The following is a 21,235-nucleotide window of genomic DNA, read 5'->3' as shown; positions in this document are numbered from 1 at the left end:
CAGTATGGTTAGCCACCAGAGCTGGATAAACACCGTAAAACTTCAATCATTTAAAAGCAGAGCTTGATAATGGATTTATTCCAGGCAATGACCGTCTACGTGAAAGTGGTGGAGACCGGCAGCATGACCGCCGCCGCCTTGCAGTGTGAAATGTCCACGACCATGGTTGGCAATCACCTCAAGGCCCTGGAGCAACGGCTGGGTGTGCGCCTGCTCAACCGCACGACGCGGCGCCAGCGGCTGACCGAGTTCGGCGCCGCGTATTACCAGCGCTGCCTGGAGGTGCTGGGGTTGGTGGCCGATTCCGAGCGACTGGCCGAGCAGGCTCTGGACGAACCGAGCGGCACCTTGCGCATCACCGCGCCCCTGACCTTCGGGACCGAGCGCCTGGCCCCGGCATTGAGTGAGTTCAGCCGGCAAAACCCGCGGGTGAAACTCGACGTGGTGCTGACCAACCGACGCCCGGATCTGCTGGAAAACGGCCTCGATGTAGCGTTTCGCCTCGGGGCGCTGGAGCCCTCCAACCTGATCGCCCGCCCGCTGATCGACTACACCCTGACCATGTGTGCGTCACCGGACTACCTGGCCCGTCGCGGCACTCCGCAAACACCTGAAGACTTGCGCCATCACGACTGCCTGTCCTTTGCCTATCCGGCCGGAGATGACTGGCAATCGGTGCAAAAGGAATGGCGCCTGGCCGGTCCCGATGGCGAAGTCAGCGTGGGGGTCGGCGGGCCGATGCTGATCAACAGTTCCGCCGGACTGCATCAAGCGGCGCGCACCGGCATGGGCATCGTGATGATGCCCGACGCCTTGGTCGAGCAGGACCTCAAGGACGGAAAGCTGTTGGCCTTGATGCCCGATTACTGTCCGCCCAGCCGGCCGATGCACCTGGTCTATGCCCAGGATCGCCACCGTTTGCCGAAGTTGCGCCGTTTCGTCGAATTCGCCATGCAGCTGTGGGGCAAGCACTGATCCGCTGACCGACGATTCAGTGCCAGGGTCGTCGATTCCCCATTCACTACATCCCCGCCTTTACCAGCACCGGCTGTTCCTGATAACGAGCCGGGTACAGCTGTTTCAACTGCGCGACCTTCGGCAAATCGTTGATCACGATGTATGGATAGGTCGGATGCTCGGTCAGGAAATCCTGATGCTCCTCCTCCGCCGGGTAGAAACCGTTGAAGGTTTCAAGCTTGGTCACGATCGGCTTGTCGAAGACTTGCGCGGCGTCGAGCTGGGTGATGTAGGCCTGTGCGACCCGCTGCTGCTCAGCGTTTTTGGTAAAGATCGCCGAGCGGTACTGGGTGCCGCTGTCCGGGCCCTGGCGGTTGAGTTCGGTCGGGTTGTGCGCCACTGAAAAGTAGATCTGCAGCAAGGTGCCGTAACTGACCTGGGCTGGATCGAACGTGACTTCGACCGACTCCGCATGGCCGGTATTGCCGTTGCTGACGCGCTCGTATTGCGCGGTATTGGCCGCCCCGCCCGCGTAGCCGGAGACGGCGTTCTTCACGCCTTTGACATGCTGGAACACACCTTGAACACCCCAGAAGCAGCCACCGGCGAACACCGCAGTTTCGCTGCGGGCCTGGGTGCTTTCATCAAGGGCCGGCGGTGGAAGGATGACCGCCTTTTCGGCACCGCCGAAAGAGAAGGCCGAGCATTGGCTGATGATGCCGGCAGCCGCCAGCCCCAGCAGGGTACGGCGCCAGGTAAAGAGTGTTTTCATGGGGCGAACTCCTGAAGCGTTGAACAGTTATCAGCCGAAAGTGAAGGCGTAAGCCGACGCACCCGGATCAAGAAACTCGATACTGAAGGTCCGGTCGGTCACGCCGCCGCTCTGGCGTACCAGTTGATACAAACGCTGGTCCGTCACGGTGCCGCTGCCATCGGGTGCCACGTCCATGCCATGGGCATCGCCGGGGGCCTTGCCGTCGATCAGCACCTTGAAGCGCACCGGTTTTCCATCGGCGCCGGGGCCGAGCACCAAATGCAAATCACGGGCGTGGAAGCGATAGACGATGCGGCTGGCCGGGGCGCTGGCGGTGGCCCGCTCCGGGCCGACATGCCACTGGCCGCCCAGGCTCCAGTCGTTAAGGGCCAGTTGCGCCGGCGGGTTGTAGGCCGCGACCTTGTCCGGCACCAGCGCGGTTTCCGGCACGAAATGCTCAGCGCGCTGGTAGCCGACATAGGTTTCCGGCGACTGCACGGCGTCCTTGTCCGGGGCCATTTGCACGCCATCGGCCTTGGCACTGATCAGCCCGTCGGCGACCTTGGCCGCCCCCGCCTCGCGCAGCAATTGCTGGATGACCCGCTCCGATTCGGCGTACGCGCCTTCGCCGAAATGGTGATAACGAATGCGTCCCTGGGCGTCGGCAAAGTAATGCGCCGGCCAGTACTCGTTGTTGAAGGCGCGCCAGATCTTGAACTCGTTATCGATGGCCACCGGGTAGTTGATACCCAGGTCTTTCATGGCCTTGGTGACGTTGCTGACGTCGCGTTCGAAGGCAAACTCCGGCGCATGCACGCCGATCACCACCAGGCCTTGATCGCGATACTTCTCGGCCCAGGCTTTCACATAGGGCAGCGAGCGCAGGCAGTTGATGCAGGAGTAGGTCCAGAAATCCACCAGCACGACCTTGCCTTTCAAGGCCTGGGCATCGAGGGGTGGCGAGTTGAGCCATTGCACGGCGCCCTCCAGTGACGGCAGGTTGCCTTCGACCGGCAAGGAGCCCGGGGTTTTGTCAGTCACTTGCACCGCGCCGGCGGAGGTCGAGTTTTGCGCCATCATCGCCCCGCTGTTACGCGGTAACTTGCCGGACAGTTTCTCTACCAGCGCTTGCTCGATACCACTGGTCGACGCCGTGGAAAACCGCGCCAGAATCCCCGTATCCAGACCCAGGGCAATCGCTGCCACACCGGCCAGCATCGCCGCGCCAAGGCCGCGACGCAGCCATTCGCCCGCGCCAATCGAACGCTTCATCGCGGTGAAGACTTTGCCGCCCAGCAACAAAGCCAGCGCGAGGGAAGTGGCGGCACCGGCGGCGTACGCCAGCAGCAAAAAGGTGGTTTGAATGCTGGCGCCTTGCAGCGCCGCACCGGTCAGCAGCAGGCCCAGGATCGGCCCGGCGCACGGCGCCCACAGCAGGCCGGTGGCCACGCCGATCAGGAGCGAAGCACCAGGACGTGGCCGTGCATCGGCGCCCGCCGCCTCCGACAAACGACTGCCCGCCGCCACCAGTGGCCGGGTCAGACGCTCGGCCAGTTGCGGCAGCAACAGCGTCAGACCGAACAACGCCACGAACACCAGCGCCAGCCAACGCCCGTACTGATTGAGTTGCACCACCCAGCCACCGCCCACCGCCGCCAACGTGGCGACCAGCGCGAAGGTCAGCGCCATGCCCACCAGCAGCGGCAACCCGCTTTTGACGAAGGGTTGCCCGGTGCGGGCGAAGACAAACGGCAATACCGGCAGAATGCACGGGCTGACAATCGTCAGCACACCACCGAGATAAGCGAGGAACAGCAGCCACATGGCGATTACCTGCAAAAAGTGAGTGGAAGGGGATCACACCGTCATGGGCACGAATTTCATCGCCAGGCCGTTCATGCAGTAACGCAGACCGGTGGGTTTCGGGCCGTCGTCGAAGACATGCCCCAGATGCCCGCCACAGCGCCGGCAATGAACCTCTTCACGGACCATGCCGAACGCACGGTCCTGGCGGGTCGCCACGGCCTTGTCCAGCGGTGCCCAGAAACTTGGCCAACCGGTGCGGCTGTCGAATTTGGTCGCCGAGGAAAACAGCGGCAGCTCGCAACCGGCACAGACGAACGTGCCATCGCGGTGCTCGTTGTTCAGCGGGCTGCTGTAGGCTCGTTCGGTGCCCTCTTCGCGCAGGATGTCGTACTGCTCGTCACTGAGGATCGCGTGCCATTCGCTGTCGCTGTGGGTCACTTCGAATACCTCCGCTGCGCTGGCTTCACTGATCAAGGCCGAGCCTGTGGAAAACTTCGGCAACAGGCCGATCGCCAGGGCTGCCACCCCCAGCCCGCCGCTCGCTACAAGAAATTGCCGTCGTGAAAACATGTTCGTCTCCAAAAATCCAGGGGTGTTTCATAGAACACAGCCTAGGCTTTGGGTGATCGCCAAATCCTCACGGGAAGTTAAACAATTCGTGATAACTCGGGCGCCGAAAAACCCGCACAATGCATATGCCACAGCTGTAGGAGCGAGCTTGCTCGCGAAGAACCTGAGGGCGCCACGGGGTGTCAGGTGTCCCGCGTCATCGTTGGCCTCCATCGCGAGCAGGGCTCGCTCCTACAGTAGTGGCATTACGCACAATGCGCCGAAGGATTGAGCTGTATGGAACAGACCAAACGCGTCCTGGTGGTCGAGGACGATATGCATATCGCCGACCTGATCTGCCTGCATCTTCGCGACGAGCAGTTCGAGGTGGTGCACAGCGCCGATGGCAATGAAGGCATGCGCCTGCTGCAGCAAGGCAACTGGGATGCACTGGTCCTCGACCTGATGCTGCCCGGTGTCGACGGCCTGGAAATCTGCCGCCGCGCCCGCGCCATGGCCCGCTACACGCCGATCATCATCACCAGCGCGCGCTCCAGCGAAGTGCACCGGATTCTCGGCCTCGAACTGGGTGCCGACGACTATCTGGCCAAGCCCTTTTCCATGCTTGAACTGGTGGCCCGGGTCAAGGCGTTGCTGCGCCGGGTCGATGCCATGGCGCGCAACCTGAAGATGGACGCCGGCAGTCTGCTCACCGACGGCCTGGCCATCGACCCGATCACCCGCGAAGTGTCCCTCGATGGACGACGCCTGGACCTCACGCCCCGGGAGTTCGACTTGCTGTATTTCTTCGCCCGCCAGCCCGGCAAGGTGTTTTCGCGCATGGACCTGCTCAATGCCGTGTGGGGCTACAGCCACGAAGGCTACGAGCACACGGTCAACACCCACATCAACCGCCTGCGCGCCAAGATCGAGACCGACCCGGCGCAACCGGTGCGCATCCTCACGGTCTGGGGGCGCGGCTACAAATTTGCCACCGGGGAGGAACCACGGCCATGAGGCTGACCCTGACGCAACGCCTGTCCCTGGTGTTCGCCGTGCTGCTGCTGGTGTGCTGCGGCACGTCGGCGTGGATGCAGGTGCGCTCCAACCAGATGCATGAGCAGGAAGTGGTGCAAGGCTTGTCCCGGGACCTGGCGCAGCACATCGCCAGTGACACGGTGCTGATGGACACACAGGGCCTGATGCCCAATGCCGTGCGTGACCTGTTCAGCAAGCTGATGCAGGTCAACCCGAGCGTCGAGGTGTACCTGCTGGACACCGAGGGCAAGATTGTCGGCAGCGCCGCGCCCGAAGGCCGGATCCGTCGTGAGCGGATCGACCTGGCGCCGATCGAGCGCCTGTTGCGGGGCGATGCCCTGCCGATTCTCGGCGACGACCCGCGCAGCGTCGATGCGCGCAAGGTGTTCAGTGCTGCGCCGCTGAAGGTCGACGGCAAGCCGGCCGGTTATCTCTATGTGGTGTTGCTCGGCGAGGATCACGACCGCCTGGCCGAACGCGGTGCGACCAGTGCAGCGCTCAACACCGCGCTGTTGTCCATCGGGCTGGTGGCGTTGCTGTGCCTGATTGCCGGTCTCACCGCATTTGCCCTGATCACCCGGCCGTTGCGCCGCTTGACCGAAACCGTCAGCCAGTTCGACATCGATGGGGTGCCGGTCACACCGGCCCTGCCCGTCGCGGTGGAGAAAGCCGCGAGCCACGATGAAATCGCCGTACTCGATGCGGCGTTCAGACAGATGCAGACACGCTTGGGCGAGCAATGGCGCTCGTTGACCCGCCAGGATCAGGAGCGCCGCGAACTGGTGGCGAACATCTCCCACGACTTGCGCACGCCGCTGGCCTCGTTGCACGGTTATCTGGAAACCCTGTCGCTCAAGGACGCCACGCTGTCCCCTGCCGACCGTCGTCGTTATCTGGGCATCGCGCTGGACCAGAGCCGCAAGGTGGGTGGTCTGGCGCAGTCGCTGCTGGAACTGGTGCGGCTGGAACATGGCTTCGTACAGCCGGTGCTGGAACGCTTTTCCCTGACTGACCTGGCCCAGGACATCTTCCAGAAATTCGAACTCACCGCCGAAGCGCGTCAAGTCGAGTTGAAGGCCACTTTTGCCGCCAACGTCTCGGCGGCCTGCGCCGACCTTGGGCTAATCGAGCGTGTGCTGACCAACCTGTTCGACAACGCCCTGCGCCATACCCCGGCCGGTGGCGAGGTCGAACTGGGCCTGCGCCCGCAAGGCTCATTCATCGAAGTCACGGTCAGCGATACCGGCCCCGGCATCGCCCCGGAACTGCGCGAAGGGTTGTTCCTGCGGCCGTTCAATATCGGCGGCGCACGCCGTGATGGCGGGTTGGGGTTGCGGATCGTGCATCGCATCCTGCAATTGCACGGGCGCGAGATTCAGTTGATCGATGTGCCGGGGCGGGGTGCGACGTTCCGGTTTTCGCTGCCGATCGATGAGGAAACGGCGACTGCGTTGGCGGTGCGGTCGATGAACCTGAATACCCCGCGGCAGGCCTGAAAAGTTGTGGTGCCTGACAGGGCCCCATCGCGGGCAAGCCCGCTCCCACAGGGTGAGTGGGTGTACGCAAGATCTGCGAACAACCCAAACCACTGTGGGAGCGAGCTTGCTCGCGATGGTCTCAAGGGCACCGCGTACACCCGGAATGAACGCGTTATCGTTAACGTCCATCGCGAGCAGGCTCGCTCCTACAGGGGAGCAAAAACATGACCGGCCGCCTGTTGATCCGTGACAACGCCGCCCCGGTCCAATAGATTAGTCGGCCTGAAAAAGCCCCCGGGCTTTTTCGCCCCTATTCAAGTTCAAAGAAGTAGTGAAATTTCAATGTCCGATTCCAATACCGCTGAAACCGTTATCACCTTGTCGTCCAAAGCGGAATACGAAAACTCCATCAATCTTTCACAACACGTGCCTCAGGCCAAGACCATCAGCGAGATGGTGCTGGACGCGTTCCAGTCCACCCGCGAAAGCGACCAGATCCGCGAACTGCGCGCCGCGATCCGCCAGGCCCACGACAGCTTCGATGACGATAAAGCCTACGAACTGATGGGCCAGCTCAAGCAGCTCAAGGACGCCGAGGCCGCCGATATCGCCGCCCTCGAAGACCTGAGCGGCAAATTCCCGATCAGCCGCATCCTGTCCAGCTTCAAGGACGATCCGGCGTTCCAGGAAATCGTCTACGGCCTGGCCCTGAAGGTGCTGAACCAGACCCACCAGGCCATCAGCAACCCGAGCGGCGGCAAGAGCAAAGCCGCCAAGGCGAAGAAAGAAGTCGAAGTGTTCACCATCAGCAAGAACGGCATCAGCGTCACCCTGCCGATGCGCACCCCGCGCTCGCGCCTGAGCGTCGACCGTGAAGCCCTCGAATTCCTCGGCTTCACCTTCGTTGGCGAAGGCGAAGAGGCGGAACTGGAAAGCGAGACGTTCCTGGACAACAGCGGCGCCGAGCAAGCGGTCAACCGCAAGAACATCATCACCGCCCTGCAGCAGCAGACCGCGTTCGACGGGTACAGCATCGCCGCGCAGTAAGGCGCCCCTCGCCACAAGGTCCTCAGGGACTGCCCCATGAGCCCCGCCATCAGTGCGGGGCTTTTTATTGCCCGTGATTCGGGCAAAACCGCGATTACTCTTCCAGTATCGACGCAGAACACCACTTCCCTTCACCCATGAGCACCACGGGTCCGCCTGCGGGGAGCGTCAACTCACTTTCCAGCCCAGACCTCAGTGGTGCAACTGCCGAGGTCATCATGAACACGCCCCCCTTGTATCGCCAACTGGCCAACCACTACCTGGACGCTATCCGCAGCGGCACCCTGAAAACCGGTGAACGCCTGCCCTCGATTCGGTTGATGATGGAAAAACACGCCGTCAGCCTGTCGACCGCCGTGCAGGTGTGCCGGGAGCTGGAAGACTATGGCGTGCTGGAAGCCCGGCCACGCTCCGGCAACTACATTCGCCAGCCCGACACTGTGCCCAGGCCCATCCCGACGACCTCGGCGCCAGCGCTGGATACCCGCGCGTATGTCGGCATTCATGAACAGGTCTGCGCGGTGCTCAAGGCCAGTCAGCGCGCGACGATCAAGGTCAATTTCGCCAGCGCCTACTGCGCGCCGCAGCTTTACCCACTGAAGACCTTGCAAGACAACATGATCAAGGCGCTGCGCTACGACGCCTGCCTGCTCGGCACCGCGGGCGGCGCCTGCGGCAACAGCGCATTGCGCAACATCCTGGCCCGGCGGGCACTGGCCAGCAAGACCCACCTGGCCCCCGAGCGGATCGTGATCACCAACGGCGCCACCGAGGCGATCAATCTGGCCTTGCGTGCGGTCACCCGCCCCGGCGACACCGTGGCCGTGGAGTCGCCGACCTTCTACGGTCTGCTGCAAATTCTCGAAAGCCTGAACCTGCGCGTACTGGAAGTCCCGGCCTCGGCCCATACCGGGCTCAATCTGCAGGCCCTGCAACGGCTGCTGCAAGGCCCCGAACGGGTCAAGGCGCTGATCGTCATCCCCAACCTGCAAAACCCGTTGGGCAGCATCATGCCCGACGCCAACAAGGCACGGCTGGTGAAACTGTGCGCCGAGCACGACACCGTGCTGATCGAGGACGACACCTACGGCGACCTTGTGGACACTGAGCAGCCGCTGTCCACGCTCAAACATTGGGATAGCACCGACAACGTGATCTATTGCGCCTCGCTGAACAAAACCCTGGCACCGGGCATGCGCCTTGGCTGGATCAGCGCCGGCAAATGGCACGACCGCGTGGAGATGCTCAAGCATACGCAGTCGCGCGGGTGCGAGGCGTTATCGCAACTGGCGGCCAGTGCGTTCATGAAGACCCCGTCCTACGAACGTTACCTGCGGCGGTTGAGGAAAACCCTGACCGCACAACGCGAGCAGATGAGCGCAGCGATCACCCGCTATTTTCCCATCGGCACCAGCGTGACCCACCCGCAAGGCGGCACGCTGTTATGGGTGGAACTGCCTCGCCGGCATTCATCGATGACGTTTTTTCACGACGCGTTGAAGGCCGGCATCCAGATTTCACCTGGGGATATCTTTTCCAATGCCCGGCGTTTCGATCACTTTGTGCGCATTGGCTGTGGCGCGCCATATTCGCCGCGGATTGATGAGGCTTTGGCGACGTTGGGACAAATCCTGAAAAACCAAGGTTGAACACGAACCTGTGGGAGCGGGCTTGCTCGCGAAAGCGGTGTGTCAGGCACATCGTTGCTGGCTGTGCTGCCGCCTTCGCGAGCAAGCCCGCTCCCACAAGGGACTTTCGGTGGGCACAACATCGGTGAACGACAGCGACCAAATGTGGGAGCGGGCTTGCTCGCGAAAGCGGTGTGTCAGGCACATCGTTGCTGGCTGTGCTGCCGTCTTCGCGAGCAAGCCCGCTCCCACAAGGGACTTTCGGTGGGCACAACATCGGTGAACGACAGCGACCAAATGTGGGAGCGGGCTAGCTCGCGAAAGCGGTGTATCAGGCACATCGTTGCTGGATGTGCCGCCGTCTTCGCGAGCAAGCCCGCTCCCACAAGGGACTTTCGGTGGGCACAACATCGGTGAACGACAGCGACCAAATGTGGGAGCGGGCTTGCTCGCGAAAGCGGTGTGTCAGGCACATCGTTGCTGGCTGTGCTGCCGCCTTCGCGAGCAAGCCCGCTCCCACAAGGGACTTTCGGTGGGCACAACATCGGTGAACGACAGCGACCACATGTGGGAGCGGGCTTGCTCGCGAAAGCGGTGTATCAGGCACATCGTTGCTGGCTGTGCTGCCGCCTTCGCGAGCAAGCCCGCTCCCACAAGGGACTTTCGGTGGGCACAACATCGGTGAACGACAGCGACCACATGTGGGAGCGGGCTTGCTCGCGAAAGCGGTGTGTCAGGCACATCGTCGCTGGCTGTGCTGCCGTCTTCGCGAGCAAGCCCGCTCCCACAAGGGACTTTCGGTGGGCACAACATCGGTGAACGACAGCGACCACATGTGGGAGCGGGCTTGCTCGCGAAAGCGGTGTGTCAGGCACATCGTTGCTGGCTGTGCTGCCGTCTTCGCGAGCAAGCCCGCTCCCACAAGGGACTTTCGGTGGGCACAACATCGGTGAACGACAGCGACCAAATGTGGGAGCGGGCTAGCTCGCGAAAGCGGTGTATCAGGCACATCGTTGCTGGATGTGCCGCCGTCTTCGCGAGCAAGCTCGCTCCCACAGGGTTGTAGGTGATCTTCAGAGCGGATTCAGGTGCAGGCAAATGATATGCGGGTCATCATTCCAGTGCGGAAAACGCTCGGCAATCAGCGGGTCGTGGCCGGGGATGACATGGTCTTCGCTGTCGGCCAGACGGTCGATCTCAGTGAAGGCTTCAAGGGTTTGCGCCAGGTCATCGAGAATCGGAAACGGACTGCGCTCACGAATGTTGATCCACAAATGCGCGGCATCCGAGGCCAGCACGATCCAGCCGCGCTCAGTGTTCACCCGCACGACCTGACTGCCGGGCGTATGCCCGCCTACCGGATGCAGGGTCACGCCCGGAACGACCTCGACAACACCGTTGTGCAAACGCATCCGCCCTTCGAACAGCGGCGGCAACGCCGACATCACGTCCTCGACTTCGTAGGTTTTGTTCACCGTGCGATGGACCATTTTCGGCCCGGTGCAGAAACGCAACTCCGCGTCCTGCAAATGCACGGTCGCCTTGGGGAACAACCCGAGGTTGCCGGCATGATCCCAATGCAAATGGGTAAGGATCAGGTGCTCGACCCGGGCCGGATCGATATCCAGTTGCCGCAGGGATTCTTCCGGCAGGCGGTACATCTGACGATTGCGCCTGTGCGCCGTGGACGGTTGGAAACAGGTGTCGACCACGATCACCTGTTGTTCATTGCGGATGACCCAGAAGTAGTAGTCCAGCGGCATCGGCGCATTCGGATCACCGCAGCAGGCGTCGTAGAGAAAATTCTCCCTGGCGGTGCGCTGGGCGTTTGCACCGACACGGATGGCGAACACTTCGTACACAGGCGTGGACATAAGCACCTCCGGGTTCAGGCGACCGCCGTGGTTTTGAGGGTCGGACGAAAGTCGAAATCGATCTGGTCGCTGATACCCAGGTCATGGGCCAATTTATGCAGGCCACTGTAGTCACGCATGATGGTCGCATTCCTGTTGCTCTCGCGGGTGTCGGCAATGATCAGCGCCGCCTCCTCGACCCCGAGCTGCGTCAGAATCGCCTCCCACATGGAGTAGTCCTGAGCGATAAAAGCACTCAGCGCCACTGACAAGTTGCGTGCGAAAAATTCCCGTTGAGTGGGCTGCATGTTGGCGTACATGACCTTCGCCACTTCGGCCAGCACCTTGCTGTGGGCGTACTCGTCGCGGTTGTGCAGTTCGGCCACCCGGCGGTTCTGCGGCTGGATGGTCTGGTCGTCCGCCAGCAAGTCCAGATAGGCGTTGACGCTGATCTCGGCCACCACCGCAAACGTGATCGCCGCCAGATCCCGCTGCCATTGCTCGGGCAGTGCTTCACGCTGGGCTTTCAGGCGCAGGTAAGTGACGGAGGGTGGCAAGTCCAGATCCTGATCCAGCGCCCGGTCCAGTTTGGTCCGTTCGATGGCGCGCAGGTGCATCAGCGTGTGGTAGTGCTCGTCGATCAGGGTTTGTTGCATGGCCTCGCGAAAATGCCAGTCATCCTTGCCCAGGTACTGATTGGCGATGACACTGAGTGCCGGGTTGACCACGTGTTCTTCGGCGGTGACGGTGCGCAGGTTGTAGCCGATCCAGCCCCAGGTCACCACGCTGCTTTTGAGCTCGTCGCTCAAGGCCTGGAATTTCGGATGATGGAAGAACGGCACCATGCACTCCGGGTAGTCCGGCCGCGCGGGATCAAAAACTTCTTCCGCCTGGCCCCTGTCCGGCGAACACACTGTGGCGCGCTTGGTCCAGGCCTGGTTGAGCCGCACGATCAGTTGATGATCGACCTGGGCGATCTCGATTGCTGTTTGCATGACGCGATACCTGTAAGGCGCGTACCCGCCAGGGGGTACGCCAAAAGAATGTAGGGCGACGGAAAAATCAGGCCAGCCAATAGCGGGTCAGGTTGCGCGCCGGGTCAGTGTAACGACTGCGGGCGTGAATCATCCGCCAGTTGTCCCAAATCAGCAGGCATCCGTCGGGAATCAACACCGGAACGTTGTGCTCGACGAAGTACGCTTCGCCGAGCACGGCAAACCTGGCCAGCGGCGAGGTGTTGTTGGTCACCAGTGATTGCTGCAACGCTTCCTTGGACGGGTTCACGTCGCCGTAGTGAAACTGGTTGTAGCTGAAGCGGAAAATATCCCCGTCTTCCGTAGGCGTGAGGATGTATTCCTTGACCCGCCGCTGTCCCGGTTCACCCGGTTTGGCGGTGGCGACAAATTCTACCGGTGTGTCATCCAGCCACTCACGCAGTTGCGGTTCGCTGCGCTCCAGGGACTTGAGAAATTCATAACCGTCCACCAACCCGGTGTGCCCGCCTCCGCACCTGGCCTGTTTATGGCAATGCAACGCCAGATAGCGTGGCGGCGGCCCGTACACAGGCGCTTCAGTGTGCGGGCCGATGCCGTTCATGCTCTGGGAATATGGCAAGTCTTCGTAACCCGGCTTGCGGGTAATGGCAAAGGCCGTCTGGCCGTTGAACTGCGGAATGATCCGACCGAACTCGCACAAGGTGCCTACGACATCATCGGCAAATTCGTCCGGGATCAGCACCGTCCAGCCCAACGTCGACAGTTCTTCGTGACGATGGCCGAGCGAAATGCAAGGTTGAGACGCAACAATCCCTTGGTCTGACATGGTGAGATTCCTGGCGGGTTATCCGGCGTTGACGGTTGAGGTGTAAGCGGCGATGAAGTCGCGGCAGGCGTCACCCGGTCGATAATGCTGCTCATCGATGCTCTGCACCGGGGTGATTTCGGCGGCGGTGCCGGTGAGAAAACACTCATCGAAGTTGCCAAGCTCTGTAGGCAAAATCGTGCGTTCGACCACCTGGTAGTCCAGCGCTTTGGCCAGTTCGATCACGGTCTGGCGGGTGATGCCGTTGAGGAAACAATCCGGCAGCGGCGTATGCAACGTCCGGCCTTTGACGAAGAACACATTGGCGCTGGTGGCCTCGGCAACGTGGCCGCGCCAGTCGAGCATCAGCGCGTCGTGGTAACCCGTGTTCTCGGCGTCGTGCTTGCTCAGCGTGGCTATCTGGTAATGCCCGGAGGCCTTGGCCTCGAACGGGCTGCTGCTCGGTGGCGGGCGGCGCCAGCTCGCGGTCTTCAAGCGGATACCAGCCATGCGCGCCGCTGGGTCGAAATAGCTCGGCCACTGCCAGCACGCGATGGCCACATGCACACGGTTGAAACGTGCCGAGGTGGAGATCATCTCGCTGCCACGCCAGGCCACCGGGCGCAGGTAGCCGTCGACAACCTTGTTGCGTTGCAGCAGTTCATGGCTCGCCGCTTCCAGTTCAGCCATCTCATAGGGGATGGCAAAGTCCATCCATTGCGCCGAGCGATACAAGCGCTCGCTGTGTTCGCGCAGCTTGAAAATCCTGCCGTTGTAGACCCGCTCGCCTTCATACACGGTGCTCGCGTAATGCAGGCCATGGGTCAGCACATGCAACTGCGCCCGGGACCACTCGACGAACTCGCCGTCGAGCCAGATAACGCCCTCGCGCTGATCAAACGGGATACTGCTCATATCCATATCTCCCCATTGTTCATGAATTTTCCTACGCCGTTTCCAGCAACACGGGTATCAATTCCGGCACGGCGGTGAACTCGGTCTGAAAGAAGAACGCACGCTCGCCGAAGGCCGGTTGCAAGTCGTCGAACCAGGTCACTTGCGGATCGAAGCGCGCGTAGAACGTGCGCAACACCCATTGCGGATTGCGTGCCTGGAGGAACTGCAAGACGAAGACCTTTTCCCCGGCGACGGTCTCGATGCCATTGATCAACACCTTGCCGTAGAAGGTGCTCATGGATGGCCCGCGCACCGTTCGCGCCAGCCCCGATACCGTGCGGTACGCCGCCTGGAAGATCTCGAAGGCCCGGGCCAGCGGCATCGCGAAGTAGTGGCTGGGCCCGGTGTCACGCTCGACGAACATGTAATAAGGCACCGCCCCGAGCCGCACCCCTTCGGTCCACAGCGCCGCCCAGTCAGCGGGGTTTTCGTTGACGTGGCGGATCACCGGCGCCTGCATGCGCACCGTCGCGCCCGTCGAGCGAATACGCTCGATGGCCTGGCGGGCGATGGTCTGGCGGATCTCCACCGGGTGGTTGTAGTGGCCCATGATCGACAGGTTTTTCCCCGCCGCGACGATGCGCTGGAACAGCTCCAGCAGTTCAGGTGCATCTTTGTCGCTGACAAAACGCTGCGGCCAGTACGCCACGGACTTGGTGCCGATGCGGATATTCTTCAGGTGTGGCAAATCCAGCAGCGGCTTGATGTAACCGGCCAGGGAGCGGGTGTTCATGATCATCGGGTCGCCGCCGGTAAACAGCACGTCGGTCACTTCGGTGTGCACCCTCAGGTAACTGACCAGCTCCTGGGACTCACGGGCGTTGAACTTGAGTTCTTCCTCGCCGATGAACTGCGCCCAGCGGAAACAGAAGGTGCAGTACGCGTGACAGGTCTGACCGGCACCGGGGAAAAACAGCACGGTCTCGCGGTATTTGTGCTGGATGCCCGGCAGGACCTTGCCGTTGAGGGTGACTCCGTTGTGGGTCAACTGCCCGGCCGGATGCGGGTTCATGCGCCGCCAGATCGCCTCGATCCGACGCTTGATCGCCGCGCTGTCGTCCTGCTCGATCAGTTGTTTGAGCGAGGCATATTCCTCCGCCAGCAACATGTCCTTGTGGGGAAAAGTCATGCGGAAAACCGGATCGTCGGGGATGTTGCTCCAGTCGATCAGCGTGCCCAGCACGTATTCGTTGGTGCGAAACGGCATGACCCTGGCCACCACGGTCATGGCCTCCTGCAACGCCGGCGTCAGCTTGTGCCAGTACGGTGTGTCGCGGATGGTGCGTGAGTTATAGGGTTTGTAGCGTTCGTGCTCCGACAGTCCTTGCATGGCCGCGCTCCTGGTGATTGCCCTGTTGTTACGCGATGGCCGGCGCTTTGCGCTCTATGTCCATCCACGCCCGAACGCTGTCGCGATCCCACTGGCGACGCACATATGCCGCGAGCCGTGCCGGCACCGGATCGCCGTTGGCAACCAGGCGGTTGAGCATGATTGCCAGGTCGGTGTCGGCAATGCTCCAGTCACCGAACAGATGCTCGGCGCCCTCTTCCAGCAAATGCCCGGCGACGAAGAACAAGCGCTCGACGGCGGCTTGGGCCTCGTCGGACAGCACGGTGTTTTTCTTGCCGAAGTACACCAGGTCAAACGGGCGCTCCTTGCGCACCACCAACAAGTCACTGCGCAACCAGGCCTGCAATTGACGGGCACGGGCGCGCTGGCGGATGTCCTGCGGATAGAGTTTTTTATGCCCCGGGGAGAGTTCATCGAGGTATTCGGCAATCGCCGATGATTCCGACAAGGCAAAATCGTCGTGAACCAGCGTTGGAATCTTGCAGGTCAGCGAAAGTTTGCGATAAGTCGCCAGATAGTTTTCGCGTGCTTTTAGATCGACAGTAACAAGTTCAAATGAAAGTTTCTTTTCCTTGAGCGCCACAAAAGCCGACATCGCAAAAGCGCTGATATGATCGGCGCCGACATACAGTTTTAACTTCCTGTTATCCATAGAACACTCCATTCACTGACTGCAGGGATTAACGTGCATTGGAAGTGATCGTAGTTAGTTGGATGAAGGCTGAATAGATACAGAATTTGCCTGATTCAATCGATACAGAAAGTTGTTTTTCACCGACAGATACGCAGCCAAAATCCCGGCAATAGCGCTGCAAAAGGCGATACCGGCGGCAGGTCTGAAAAACAAAAAAGGGAGCCAACGATAGTTGGCTCCCTTGGCTGATGCGCTGGGAAATTACGGCTGGGTGGTGATCAGTCCATGGCTGTCGGCAAAGTTCGAAAGCAGTGCCATTTGTGGCATGTTGCTCATGTTCAGCATCGCCAGAGGCTCGTGTTTACTGGTGTTGACGAAGCCGTGTCTGGTCCACGCCGGTACCAGTAGCACATCGCCGTTGCTGACGTTGACCCCGTCGGCATCGCCGAGGGTCAACACGCCGCTGCCGCACTGGATGACAAACAGATGCCACCAGGAATGGGCATGACCGTTGAGCGTCACACCGGGGTTCAGCCATTGCATGGCGATCGCCATGCCAGGCGTAACTTCACAGCCTTCAATGCTCTTGTCGTGAGCCAACGCGACAATATCAACGTCGCTGGCTTCAAGGGCCTCACGCATACTCGCTAGTTCGGTGCCTTTCCATACCTTGGGACTTGGCGCTCGATGGTGCAGGCTTTGACGAAAGTCCTTATATGAAAAAAATGCACCTTGAAAGTTATCCATTCGCACATCCTTTCTTATTATCCCCCATACTTTAGCGCCGAACCTTAAATTAAGGATTCAGCGCTGTAAAGTCGGAAAACAACTTACACAACCGATGGGCGCAAGGCGGCAATCATGTCCACTTCTATCGCGGCATTCTTGGGTAACTGATAAACACCGACTGTGGTGCGCGTATGTTTGCCGGCATCGCCCAGTACATGGCTGAACACATCCGAGGCGCCGTTGGCCACTTCGCTCAAATCGACAAAGTCCGCCGTGGACCTCACATACACCGTTACCCGGATCAGTGACTTGATCTTGTCCAGCGAACCAATGGCATCGACGATCAACGCCAGCCCACGCATCGCACTGATGCTGGCGGCTGCCTGCGCATCAGCCATGGTGAGGTCCAGCCCGACGCGGCCGGGGTAATGGATCTTGCCGTTCATGCGTGGCACCAGGCCGCTGATGTACAGCTCATCGTGATGACGGATCAACGGCGCGTAATGCCCGCCTGCGGTGTTTTCGCCGTAAATGTCATAACCAAACTCTTTGGCCAGGGCGATGAAGCGTTCATCGCAGGTCATGTGCTGGATCATTGATCGAACCCTCTTGATCAGTAATGCAAAAAACGGGTGCTTGCTGGCTCAACACACGGCGCGAGTGACCGGTGCCAGGCAAGTCACCTCGATGCGTGACTCAATCACCTCGGCCAGACGCAACAGGTCGTTGCTCAGTTGCCCGTAGTGTTCGTTGAACAACACGATGTGGCCGATGAATGAGAAGTTGTCCTTGACCTGCGCGCTGACCGAGTCACCGATGCGCTTGGCGTACTGGCCTTCCACCAGTTCAATGCGCAGCGAACGGGCCACGGTGGCGATGTCGGGCGTCGCCCGCAGGATGCCGCCGGCCGGCGCCCTGAGCAGGCGAATGCCGCAGTAGCCGCGGGCCACTGGCTCATGCTGTTCGGTCTTGCCTTCCACCGCCCAGCGCACCCAGCGTTCCCACGGATCGAAATTGACGAAGGCGCGTTTGGCCAGGTCCCAGATGTGCATGCCGCCGGGGCGCATGTTGGTTTCCACGGCCGAGGTCAGGTTGTCGCTGCGCAGGAACACTTCGTTGTGCCAGGCACCGTTGTCCTGGGAGACCAGCGCCGACATGTGCCGGCCAGCCGCCATCAGCCGCGCCTGCACGTCCACCGACAACGGCGCAGGCACCACTTGCTGGATCTCGGCGCGGTAGGCGCCTTCGGTGGTGGTTTTTTCCGTCACCCAGGTGCTGCCGGCCACACAGTCCCAGCTGTATTCACGGGCGTTCTGCACCAGCGCTTCAAGGACGATGCCGCCTTCGCGGTAAGGCTTCAGGGCCAGCCAGGCGTCATCGCATTCCGAAGGGTGATGGATGACGCGACAGCCCCGGCTCGCACCTTCGCAGGCCGGTTTGATGAAGGCCTTGCCGCCCAGTTCGACGACGCGCTGGCGCAGTTCCGACAGGTTTTCGACCCGCGTGGAAAACACCGGCCGGTATTCTCCGGGGGAGGTGCTGGCCGCCGCTTCGAGCCGACGGAAGATCTGCTTGTCCAGGCCCGCCCCCGCTTCTTCCAGGGTAATGCCCGGCAGGCCGAAGTGAGTGGCCAACGCTGCACCGAGCAGCACGCCGCGATCGGAGAACGGAAGTACGCCGATCAGCTTCCAGCTGTCGGCATTCAGGCACCCCACCACCAGTTCAAGGGATGCCGCCACATCTTCTTCCGCCAGCGAAGTGCTGCAGACGTGATCGGCCACCTGGTCGTCATGGGGTTGAATTTGCTCGACCAGCAGGATGAGCCTGGCGTTGTAGAGCGACTTGCACAGCTCGCGCAGTTTCTGGATGTCGTGAACCCGATTGCCGTTGTAACCGACCACTACTACACAGGAAGTCGTATTCATAATGCCCCTGACCTGCAAAGTGAAAACCGCAACGGCGATGACTCAGTCATGCAACGACGCATTGGATTTACGGTTGAGCCAGTACCAGGCCAGGATCCCTGCGGCACCGATGGCGGCCAGCACCAGCGCGTTGTACGGCGCCGGCACCACACGCATGATCAACACGGTCAGCCCGGCCCCGACGCCCAGGGACACTTCCTTGACGAACATGTTGTTCTGTTTGACGGAGAAGTAATCGAGGTAGCTGAAGGCGCATTCGGCAATGGACAGCAGCGCCACCCAGACCAGCGCCCCGGCGAGGGTTTCGACGTGGAACGCGGCAGGCGAAGACAGCACCGCAAAACCGCCGACGATGATCCCGATCACCGCCACGACCTTGTAGCGCCCGGTGCGCTCGATCAGCTTCATCACCGGCACTTGGGCGAAGACCACCACGGCGCTGTTGAGGATCAGCATCAAGCCGTACCAGGCCGGCAACTCGCCGGTCTTGAGCAGGATTGCCTGTGGCAGGATCGAGAACACCCCGAACAGCTTGATGCCCATGATGATCCCGGCGATCACCCAGGGCAGTTTATTGCCCCAGTTGCTGCCGACCTGAGTGGCCGGGCGGGCTACCACCGGCTCGGTGGTGAAGGTCGCGCCGAGGGCGATCGGCAGGCACAGCAACACGAACGCCGCCGCGCCGAGGAAAAACATCGTCGGCGTGAGAAGCGGCGACAGCAGGATCAAACCGGCCACCAGGCTGCCCATGTTCATGGCTACGCGGTTGTAGGCCGCGCCTTCCTTGGTCTGGGCCGCTTCGCTCTTGATCAGGTAACCGGCAATGGCAATGCCGTAGGCAAACAACGCGGCAGCAAACATCACCATGCCTTGATTGCTGGTCAACGCCAGCAGTACCAGGCCAAGGCCGGCACACAGCAGCGTGACGCTCAGGGAACGACGGCCAAGTACCAGTAAAGTCAGGGGCAACAGCAGCAACAAGGCGCGATATCCAAGGGCCAGGATGCTGTTGGTGGCCGTGTCGAGCCAGACGTTGGCCTTGCCCAGTACCGCGAACAGCGAGACGGCGGTGATGATCCGGATCGTGAATAACCGCAGGTTAATGACCGGTTTTGCCACCGCGACCGTTGTTTCGACACTCATGCAGCACCTCAGGAACCGGGTGAACGCCCGCCGACAAAGGCTGACATTCAGAAAAGTCTGTAAGGGCATGGTAGAGAGAGAGGCTTGTCCTGATCAGGGCAAGTTCGTATAGAATCCAACGAACTTTACTGCCGGAGAGACCAGTAAAATGCAGGTTCAACGTGCAGTCATTGCCGCCATTGAATTCCAGCCCGGTGCGCCGCTGGTGCAGCAGATCGTCGATCAGCTGACGCATGCCATCAGCACCGGGGGCCTGCCCCACGGCGCCAAGCTGCCGCCGATTCGCGAACTCTCCGACTTGATGAACGTGGGCAAGTCCACGGTGGTCGATGCACTGGACCGCATGCGGGCCAAAGGGCTGGTGGTGTCGCGCCAGGGCTCCGGGCATTACGTGCATCGCTCCGAAGCGGCGCTGAAAAGCGGCACCGGCCCGGACCTGCAACCCCAGGACACCCTCAGCGTGATTCGTCGCGCCTTGCTGCTGGACAACGGCGCGCTGCGCCCCGGCTGCGGTTTTCTGCCGACCTCGTGGCTACCCGCCGAAGAATTGCAGAAAGCCGTGCGCAGTACCCTGCGAGCAACGTCGTTGCGCATGGGTGAGTACGGCGTGGCCGGCGGTTACTTGCCGTTGCGCCAGGCCCTGCGGGTGAAACTGGCGACCTTCGGCATCGAAGCGCCGGTGGACCAGATCATCACCACCGCCAACACCATGCAGGCCATCGACCTGCTGATGCGCCTGCTGGTCAAACCCGGCGACACCGTACTGCTCGACGACCCCTGCTACTTCAACATGCACGCCAATCTGGCGCTGCACGGGGCCAAGGTCATCACCATCGCACGGGATTGCGACGGCATGGACCTCGACGCCTTCGAGCAACTGCTGATCGCCCACAAACCCGTGCTGTACATGACCAACAGCACGCTGCATAACCCCACCGGCCACTCGTTCACCCCGGCCCAGGTTTACCGCTTGCTGGAACTGAGCCACCGCCATGGCTTCCACATTGTCGAAGACGACCTGTACTGCGACATCCAGCAACGCCGCACCCCGCGCCTGGCCGCCAGCGGGCTGGACAACGTGAGTTATGTCTCCGGCTTCTCCAAGACCCTGACCGCCAACAGCCGGGTCAGCTACACCGTGCTCTCGCCACAATTGGCGGCGCGGATGGTCGCGTTGAAAATGGCCTGCGGCGGGGTTACATCGGAACTGGCGGAGCAGATCACCTGCACCATGCTCAGCGACGGCAGCTATGCCAAGCATGCGCGGCGCACGGTGGATCGGCTGTATGAATCGAACAGTCGTGTGGCCAGTTGGTTGGCGGAGGCTGGGTGTTCGCTTTCCTCGCTACCCGGAGAAGGGGTGTTTATATGGGCGCGGTTGCCGGACGGCCTGCATGCCGAAAACCTGGCTCGCCAGGGGCTGGAGAACAATATGGTATTGGCGCCGGGCACCTTGCTGAGCAAAGGGCCGGATGCCAGCCAGTTCCTGCGCTTCAATGTGGCGCACAGCGATAGCTTGCAAGTGCGCGAGCGGTTTTTCCGGTTGCTTGAAAAATAAAGCAAGTAACCGACGACCACCGACCTTG

At 61.3% G+C, this 21,235-nt stretch carries 19 protein-coding genes and 1 pseudogene; 6 read left to right on the top strand and 14 right to left on the bottom strand.

What is annotated here, in order from left to right; all coding sequences use genetic code 11:
- The first annotated feature begins 69 nt into the window (after nucleotides 1-69).
- Nucleotides 70-975 (top strand): LysR family transcriptional regulator, encoded by a 906-nt coding sequence (locus PspS34_RS04525; RefSeq protein ID WP_154861652.1) that lies wholly within the window; start codon nucleotides 70-72, stop codon nucleotides 973-975.
- Nucleotides 976-1,021: 46 nt separating this feature from the next.
- Here the strand turns inward: PspS34_RS04525 and msrA are convergent, their stop codons facing one another.
- The 4 genes and pseudogenes from msrA to PspS34_RS28440 all read right to left on the bottom strand — a co-directional run.
- Complete coding sequence (msrA, locus tag PspS34_RS04520) at nucleotides 1,022-1,729, bottom strand: peptide-methionine (S)-S-oxide reductase MsrA (protein ID WP_154861650.1); 708 nt, start codon at nucleotides 1,727-1,729, stop codon at nucleotides 1,022-1,024.
- 30 nt (nucleotides 1,730-1,759) lie between these two features.
- On the bottom strand, nucleotides 1,760-3,535 hold the full coding sequence (locus tag PspS34_RS04515) for a cytochrome c biogenesis protein DipZ (protein ID WP_154861648.1): 1,776 nt from the start codon (nucleotides 3,533-3,535) through the stop codon (nucleotides 1,760-1,762).
- Between the two features lie 33 nt (nucleotides 3,536-3,568).
- Complete coding sequence (gene msrB / locus PspS34_RS04510) at nucleotides 3,569-4,087, bottom strand: peptide-methionine (R)-S-oxide reductase MsrB (protein WP_154861646.1); 519 nt, start codon at nucleotides 4,085-4,087, stop codon at nucleotides 3,569-3,571.
- Between the two features lie 135 nt (nucleotides 4,088-4,222).
- Nucleotides 4,223-4,300 (bottom strand): annotated as a pseudogene (locus tag PspS34_RS28440) (outer membrane lipoprotein carrier protein LolA); the annotation flags it as partial.
- Between the two features lie 63 nt (nucleotides 4,301-4,363).
- Between PspS34_RS28440 and PspS34_RS04505 the strand changes: the two are divergent.
- From PspS34_RS04505 to PspS34_RS04490, 4 genes are all read left to right on the top strand, one after another.
- A complete protein-coding gene (locus tag PspS34_RS04505; protein ID WP_154910417.1) occupies nucleotides 4,364-5,083 on the top strand; it encodes a response regulator transcription factor in 720 nt (239 codons plus the stop codon).
- Nucleotides 5,080-6,600, top strand: a complete 1,521-nt coding sequence (locus PspS34_RS04500; protein WP_154861644.1) for a HAMP domain-containing sensor histidine kinase — start codon at nucleotides 5,080-5,082, stop codon at nucleotides 6,598-6,600. Before PspS34_RS04505 ends, PspS34_RS04500 begins: the two co-directional genes overlap by 4 nt.
- Before the next feature lie 324 nt (nucleotides 6,601-6,924).
- The gene (locus tag PspS34_RS04495; protein WP_150815026.1) at nucleotides 6,925-7,629 is read left to right on the top strand and encodes a hypothetical protein; all 705 of its coding nucleotides are present in this window, start codon (nucleotides 6,925-6,927) and stop codon (nucleotides 7,627-7,629) included.
- Between the two features lie 218 nt (nucleotides 7,630-7,847).
- Nucleotides 7,848-9,278: a PLP-dependent aminotransferase family protein gene (locus PspS34_RS04490; RefSeq protein WP_154861643.1), complete on the top strand. Its 1,431-nt coding sequence runs from the start codon at nucleotides 7,848-7,850 to the stop codon at nucleotides 9,276-9,278.
- A gap of 1,052 nt (nucleotides 9,279-10,330) precedes the next feature.
- Here PspS34_RS04490 and PspS34_RS04485 read toward each other — a convergent pair.
- The 10 genes from PspS34_RS04485 to PspS34_RS04440 form a co-directional block, all read right to left on the bottom strand.
- Nucleotides 10,331-11,131 (bottom strand): N-acyl homoserine lactonase family protein, encoded by an 801-nt coding sequence (locus PspS34_RS04485; RefSeq protein ID WP_154861641.1) that lies wholly within the window; start codon nucleotides 11,129-11,131, stop codon nucleotides 10,331-10,333.
- A 14-nt stretch (nucleotides 11,132-11,145) separates the two neighbouring features.
- Nucleotides 11,146-12,105, bottom strand: a complete 960-nt coding sequence (locus tag PspS34_RS04480; protein WP_154861639.1) for a diiron oxygenase — start codon at nucleotides 12,103-12,105, stop codon at nucleotides 11,146-11,148.
- Between the two features lie 67 nt (nucleotides 12,106-12,172).
- Nucleotides 12,173-12,931 carry a TauD/TfdA family dioxygenase gene (locus PspS34_RS04475; protein ID WP_102669145.1) on the bottom strand — a complete coding sequence of 253 codons (759 nt, stop codon included), beginning with the start codon at nucleotides 12,929-12,931 and terminating at the stop codon, nucleotides 12,173-12,175.
- 18 nt (nucleotides 12,932-12,949) lie between these two features.
- Nucleotides 12,950-13,825, bottom strand: coding sequence for a branched-chain amino acid aminotransferase (locus tag PspS34_RS04470; RefSeq protein ID WP_154861638.1), 876 nt, complete (start codon nucleotides 13,823-13,825; stop codon nucleotides 12,950-12,952).
- Between the two features lie 31 nt (nucleotides 13,826-13,856).
- Nucleotides 13,857-15,197, bottom strand: coding sequence for a lysine 2,3-aminomutase (locus PspS34_RS04465; RefSeq protein WP_154861636.1), 1,341 nt, complete (start codon nucleotides 15,195-15,197; stop codon nucleotides 13,857-13,859).
- Nucleotides 15,198-15,225: 28 nt separating this feature from the next.
- Complete coding sequence (yfcF, locus tag PspS34_RS04460) at nucleotides 15,226-15,870, bottom strand: glutathione transferase (protein WP_154861635.1); 645 nt, start codon at nucleotides 15,868-15,870, stop codon at nucleotides 15,226-15,228.
- Nucleotides 15,871-16,113: 243 nt separating this feature from the next.
- Complete coding sequence (locus PspS34_RS04455) at nucleotides 16,114-16,599, bottom strand: cupin domain-containing protein (RefSeq protein WP_154861634.1); 486 nt, start codon at nucleotides 16,597-16,599, stop codon at nucleotides 16,114-16,116.
- 83 nt (nucleotides 16,600-16,682) lie between these two features.
- Nucleotides 16,683-17,177, bottom strand: coding sequence for a RidA family protein (locus PspS34_RS04450; protein WP_102669141.1), 495 nt, complete (start codon nucleotides 17,175-17,177; stop codon nucleotides 16,683-16,685).
- A gap of 48 nt (nucleotides 17,178-17,225) precedes the next feature.
- On the bottom strand, nucleotides 17,226-18,506 hold the full coding sequence (locus PspS34_RS04445; protein WP_154861632.1) for a biotin carboxylase: 1,281 nt from the start codon (nucleotides 18,504-18,506) through the stop codon (nucleotides 17,226-17,228).
- Between the two features lie 42 nt (nucleotides 18,507-18,548).
- Complete coding sequence (locus PspS34_RS04440) at nucleotides 18,549-19,649, bottom strand: hypothetical protein (RefSeq protein ID WP_057716353.1); 1,101 nt, start codon at nucleotides 19,647-19,649, stop codon at nucleotides 18,549-18,551.
- Between the two features lie 148 nt (nucleotides 19,650-19,797).
- On the opposite strand from PspS34_RS04440, the gene PspS34_RS04435 reads away from it, so the two are divergent.
- The gene (locus PspS34_RS04435; protein WP_150815162.1) at nucleotides 19,798-21,207 is read left to right on the top strand and encodes a PLP-dependent aminotransferase family protein; all 1,410 of its coding nucleotides are present in this window, start codon (nucleotides 19,798-19,800) and stop codon (nucleotides 21,205-21,207) included.
- Nucleotides 21,208-21,235: the final 28 nt, after the last annotated feature.

This window comes from Pseudomonas sp. S34 (genome assembly GCF_009866745.1).
Taxonomy (GTDB): Bacteria; Pseudomonadota; Gammaproteobacteria; order Pseudomonadales; family Pseudomonadaceae; genus Aquipseudomonas; species Aquipseudomonas jessenii.
Note: the sequence above shows the minus strand (reverse complement) of the source record. Positions and strands in the feature narration are given on the sequence as shown.

Coding starts and splice junctions, on each gene's coding strand:
- PspS34_RS04525 (WP_154861652.1), top strand. CDS start 70: ATGGATTTATTCCAGGCAATGACCGTCTACGTGAAAGTGGTGGAGACC.
- msrA (WP_154861650.1), bottom strand. CDS start 1,729: ATGAAAACACTCTTTACCTGGCGCCGTACCCTGCTGGGGCTGGCGGCT.
- PspS34_RS04515 (WP_154861648.1), bottom strand. CDS start 3,535: ATGTGGCTGCTGTTCCTCGCTTATCTCGGTGGTGTGCTGACGATTGTC.
- msrB (WP_154861646.1), bottom strand. CDS start 4,087: ATGTTTTCACGACGGCAATTTCTTGTAGCGAGCGGCGGGCTGGGGGTG.
- PspS34_RS04505 (WP_154910417.1), top strand. CDS start 4,364: ATGGAACAGACCAAACGCGTCCTGGTGGTCGAGGACGATATGCATATC.
- PspS34_RS04500 (WP_154861644.1), top strand. CDS start 5,080: ATGAGGCTGACCCTGACGCAACGCCTGTCCCTGGTGTTCGCCGTGCTG.
- PspS34_RS04495 (WP_150815026.1), top strand. CDS start 6,925: ATGTCCGATTCCAATACCGCTGAAACCGTTATCACCTTGTCGTCCAAA.
- PspS34_RS04490 (WP_154861643.1), top strand. CDS start 7,848: ATGAACACGCCCCCCTTGTATCGCCAACTGGCCAACCACTACCTGGAC.
- PspS34_RS04485 (WP_154861641.1), bottom strand. CDS start 11,131: ATGTCCACGCCTGTGTACGAAGTGTTCGCCATCCGTGTCGGTGCAAAC.
- PspS34_RS04480 (WP_154861639.1), bottom strand. CDS start 12,105: ATGCAAACAGCAATCGAGATCGCCCAGGTCGATCATCAACTGATCGTG.
- PspS34_RS04475 (WP_102669145.1), bottom strand. CDS start 12,931: ATGTCAGACCAAGGGATTGTTGCGTCTCAACCTTGCATTTCGCTCGGC.
- PspS34_RS04470 (WP_154861638.1), bottom strand. CDS start 13,825: ATGAGCAGTATCCCGTTTGATCAGCGCGAGGGCGTTATCTGGCTCGAC.
- PspS34_RS04465 (WP_154861636.1), bottom strand. CDS start 15,197: ATGCAAGGACTGTCGGAGCACGAACGCTACAAACCCTATAACTCACGC.
- yfcF (WP_154861635.1), bottom strand. CDS start 15,870: ATGGATAACAGGAAGTTAAAACTGTATGTCGGCGCCGATCATATCAGC.
- PspS34_RS04455 (WP_154861634.1), bottom strand. CDS start 16,599: ATGGATAACTTTCAAGGTGCATTTTTTTCATATAAGGACTTTCGTCAA.
- PspS34_RS04450 (WP_102669141.1), bottom strand. CDS start 17,177: ATGATCCAGCACATGACCTGCGATGAACGCTTCATCGCCCTGGCCAAA.
- PspS34_RS04445 (WP_154861632.1), bottom strand. CDS start 18,506: ATGAATACGACTTCCTGTGTAGTAGTGGTCGGTTACAACGGCAATCGG.
- PspS34_RS04440 (WP_057716353.1), bottom strand. CDS start 19,649: ATGAGTGTCGAAACAACGGTCGCGGTGGCAAAACCGGTCATTAACCTG.
- PspS34_RS04435 (WP_150815162.1), top strand. CDS start 19,798: ATGCAGGTTCAACGTGCAGTCATTGCCGCCATTGAATTCCAGCCCGGT.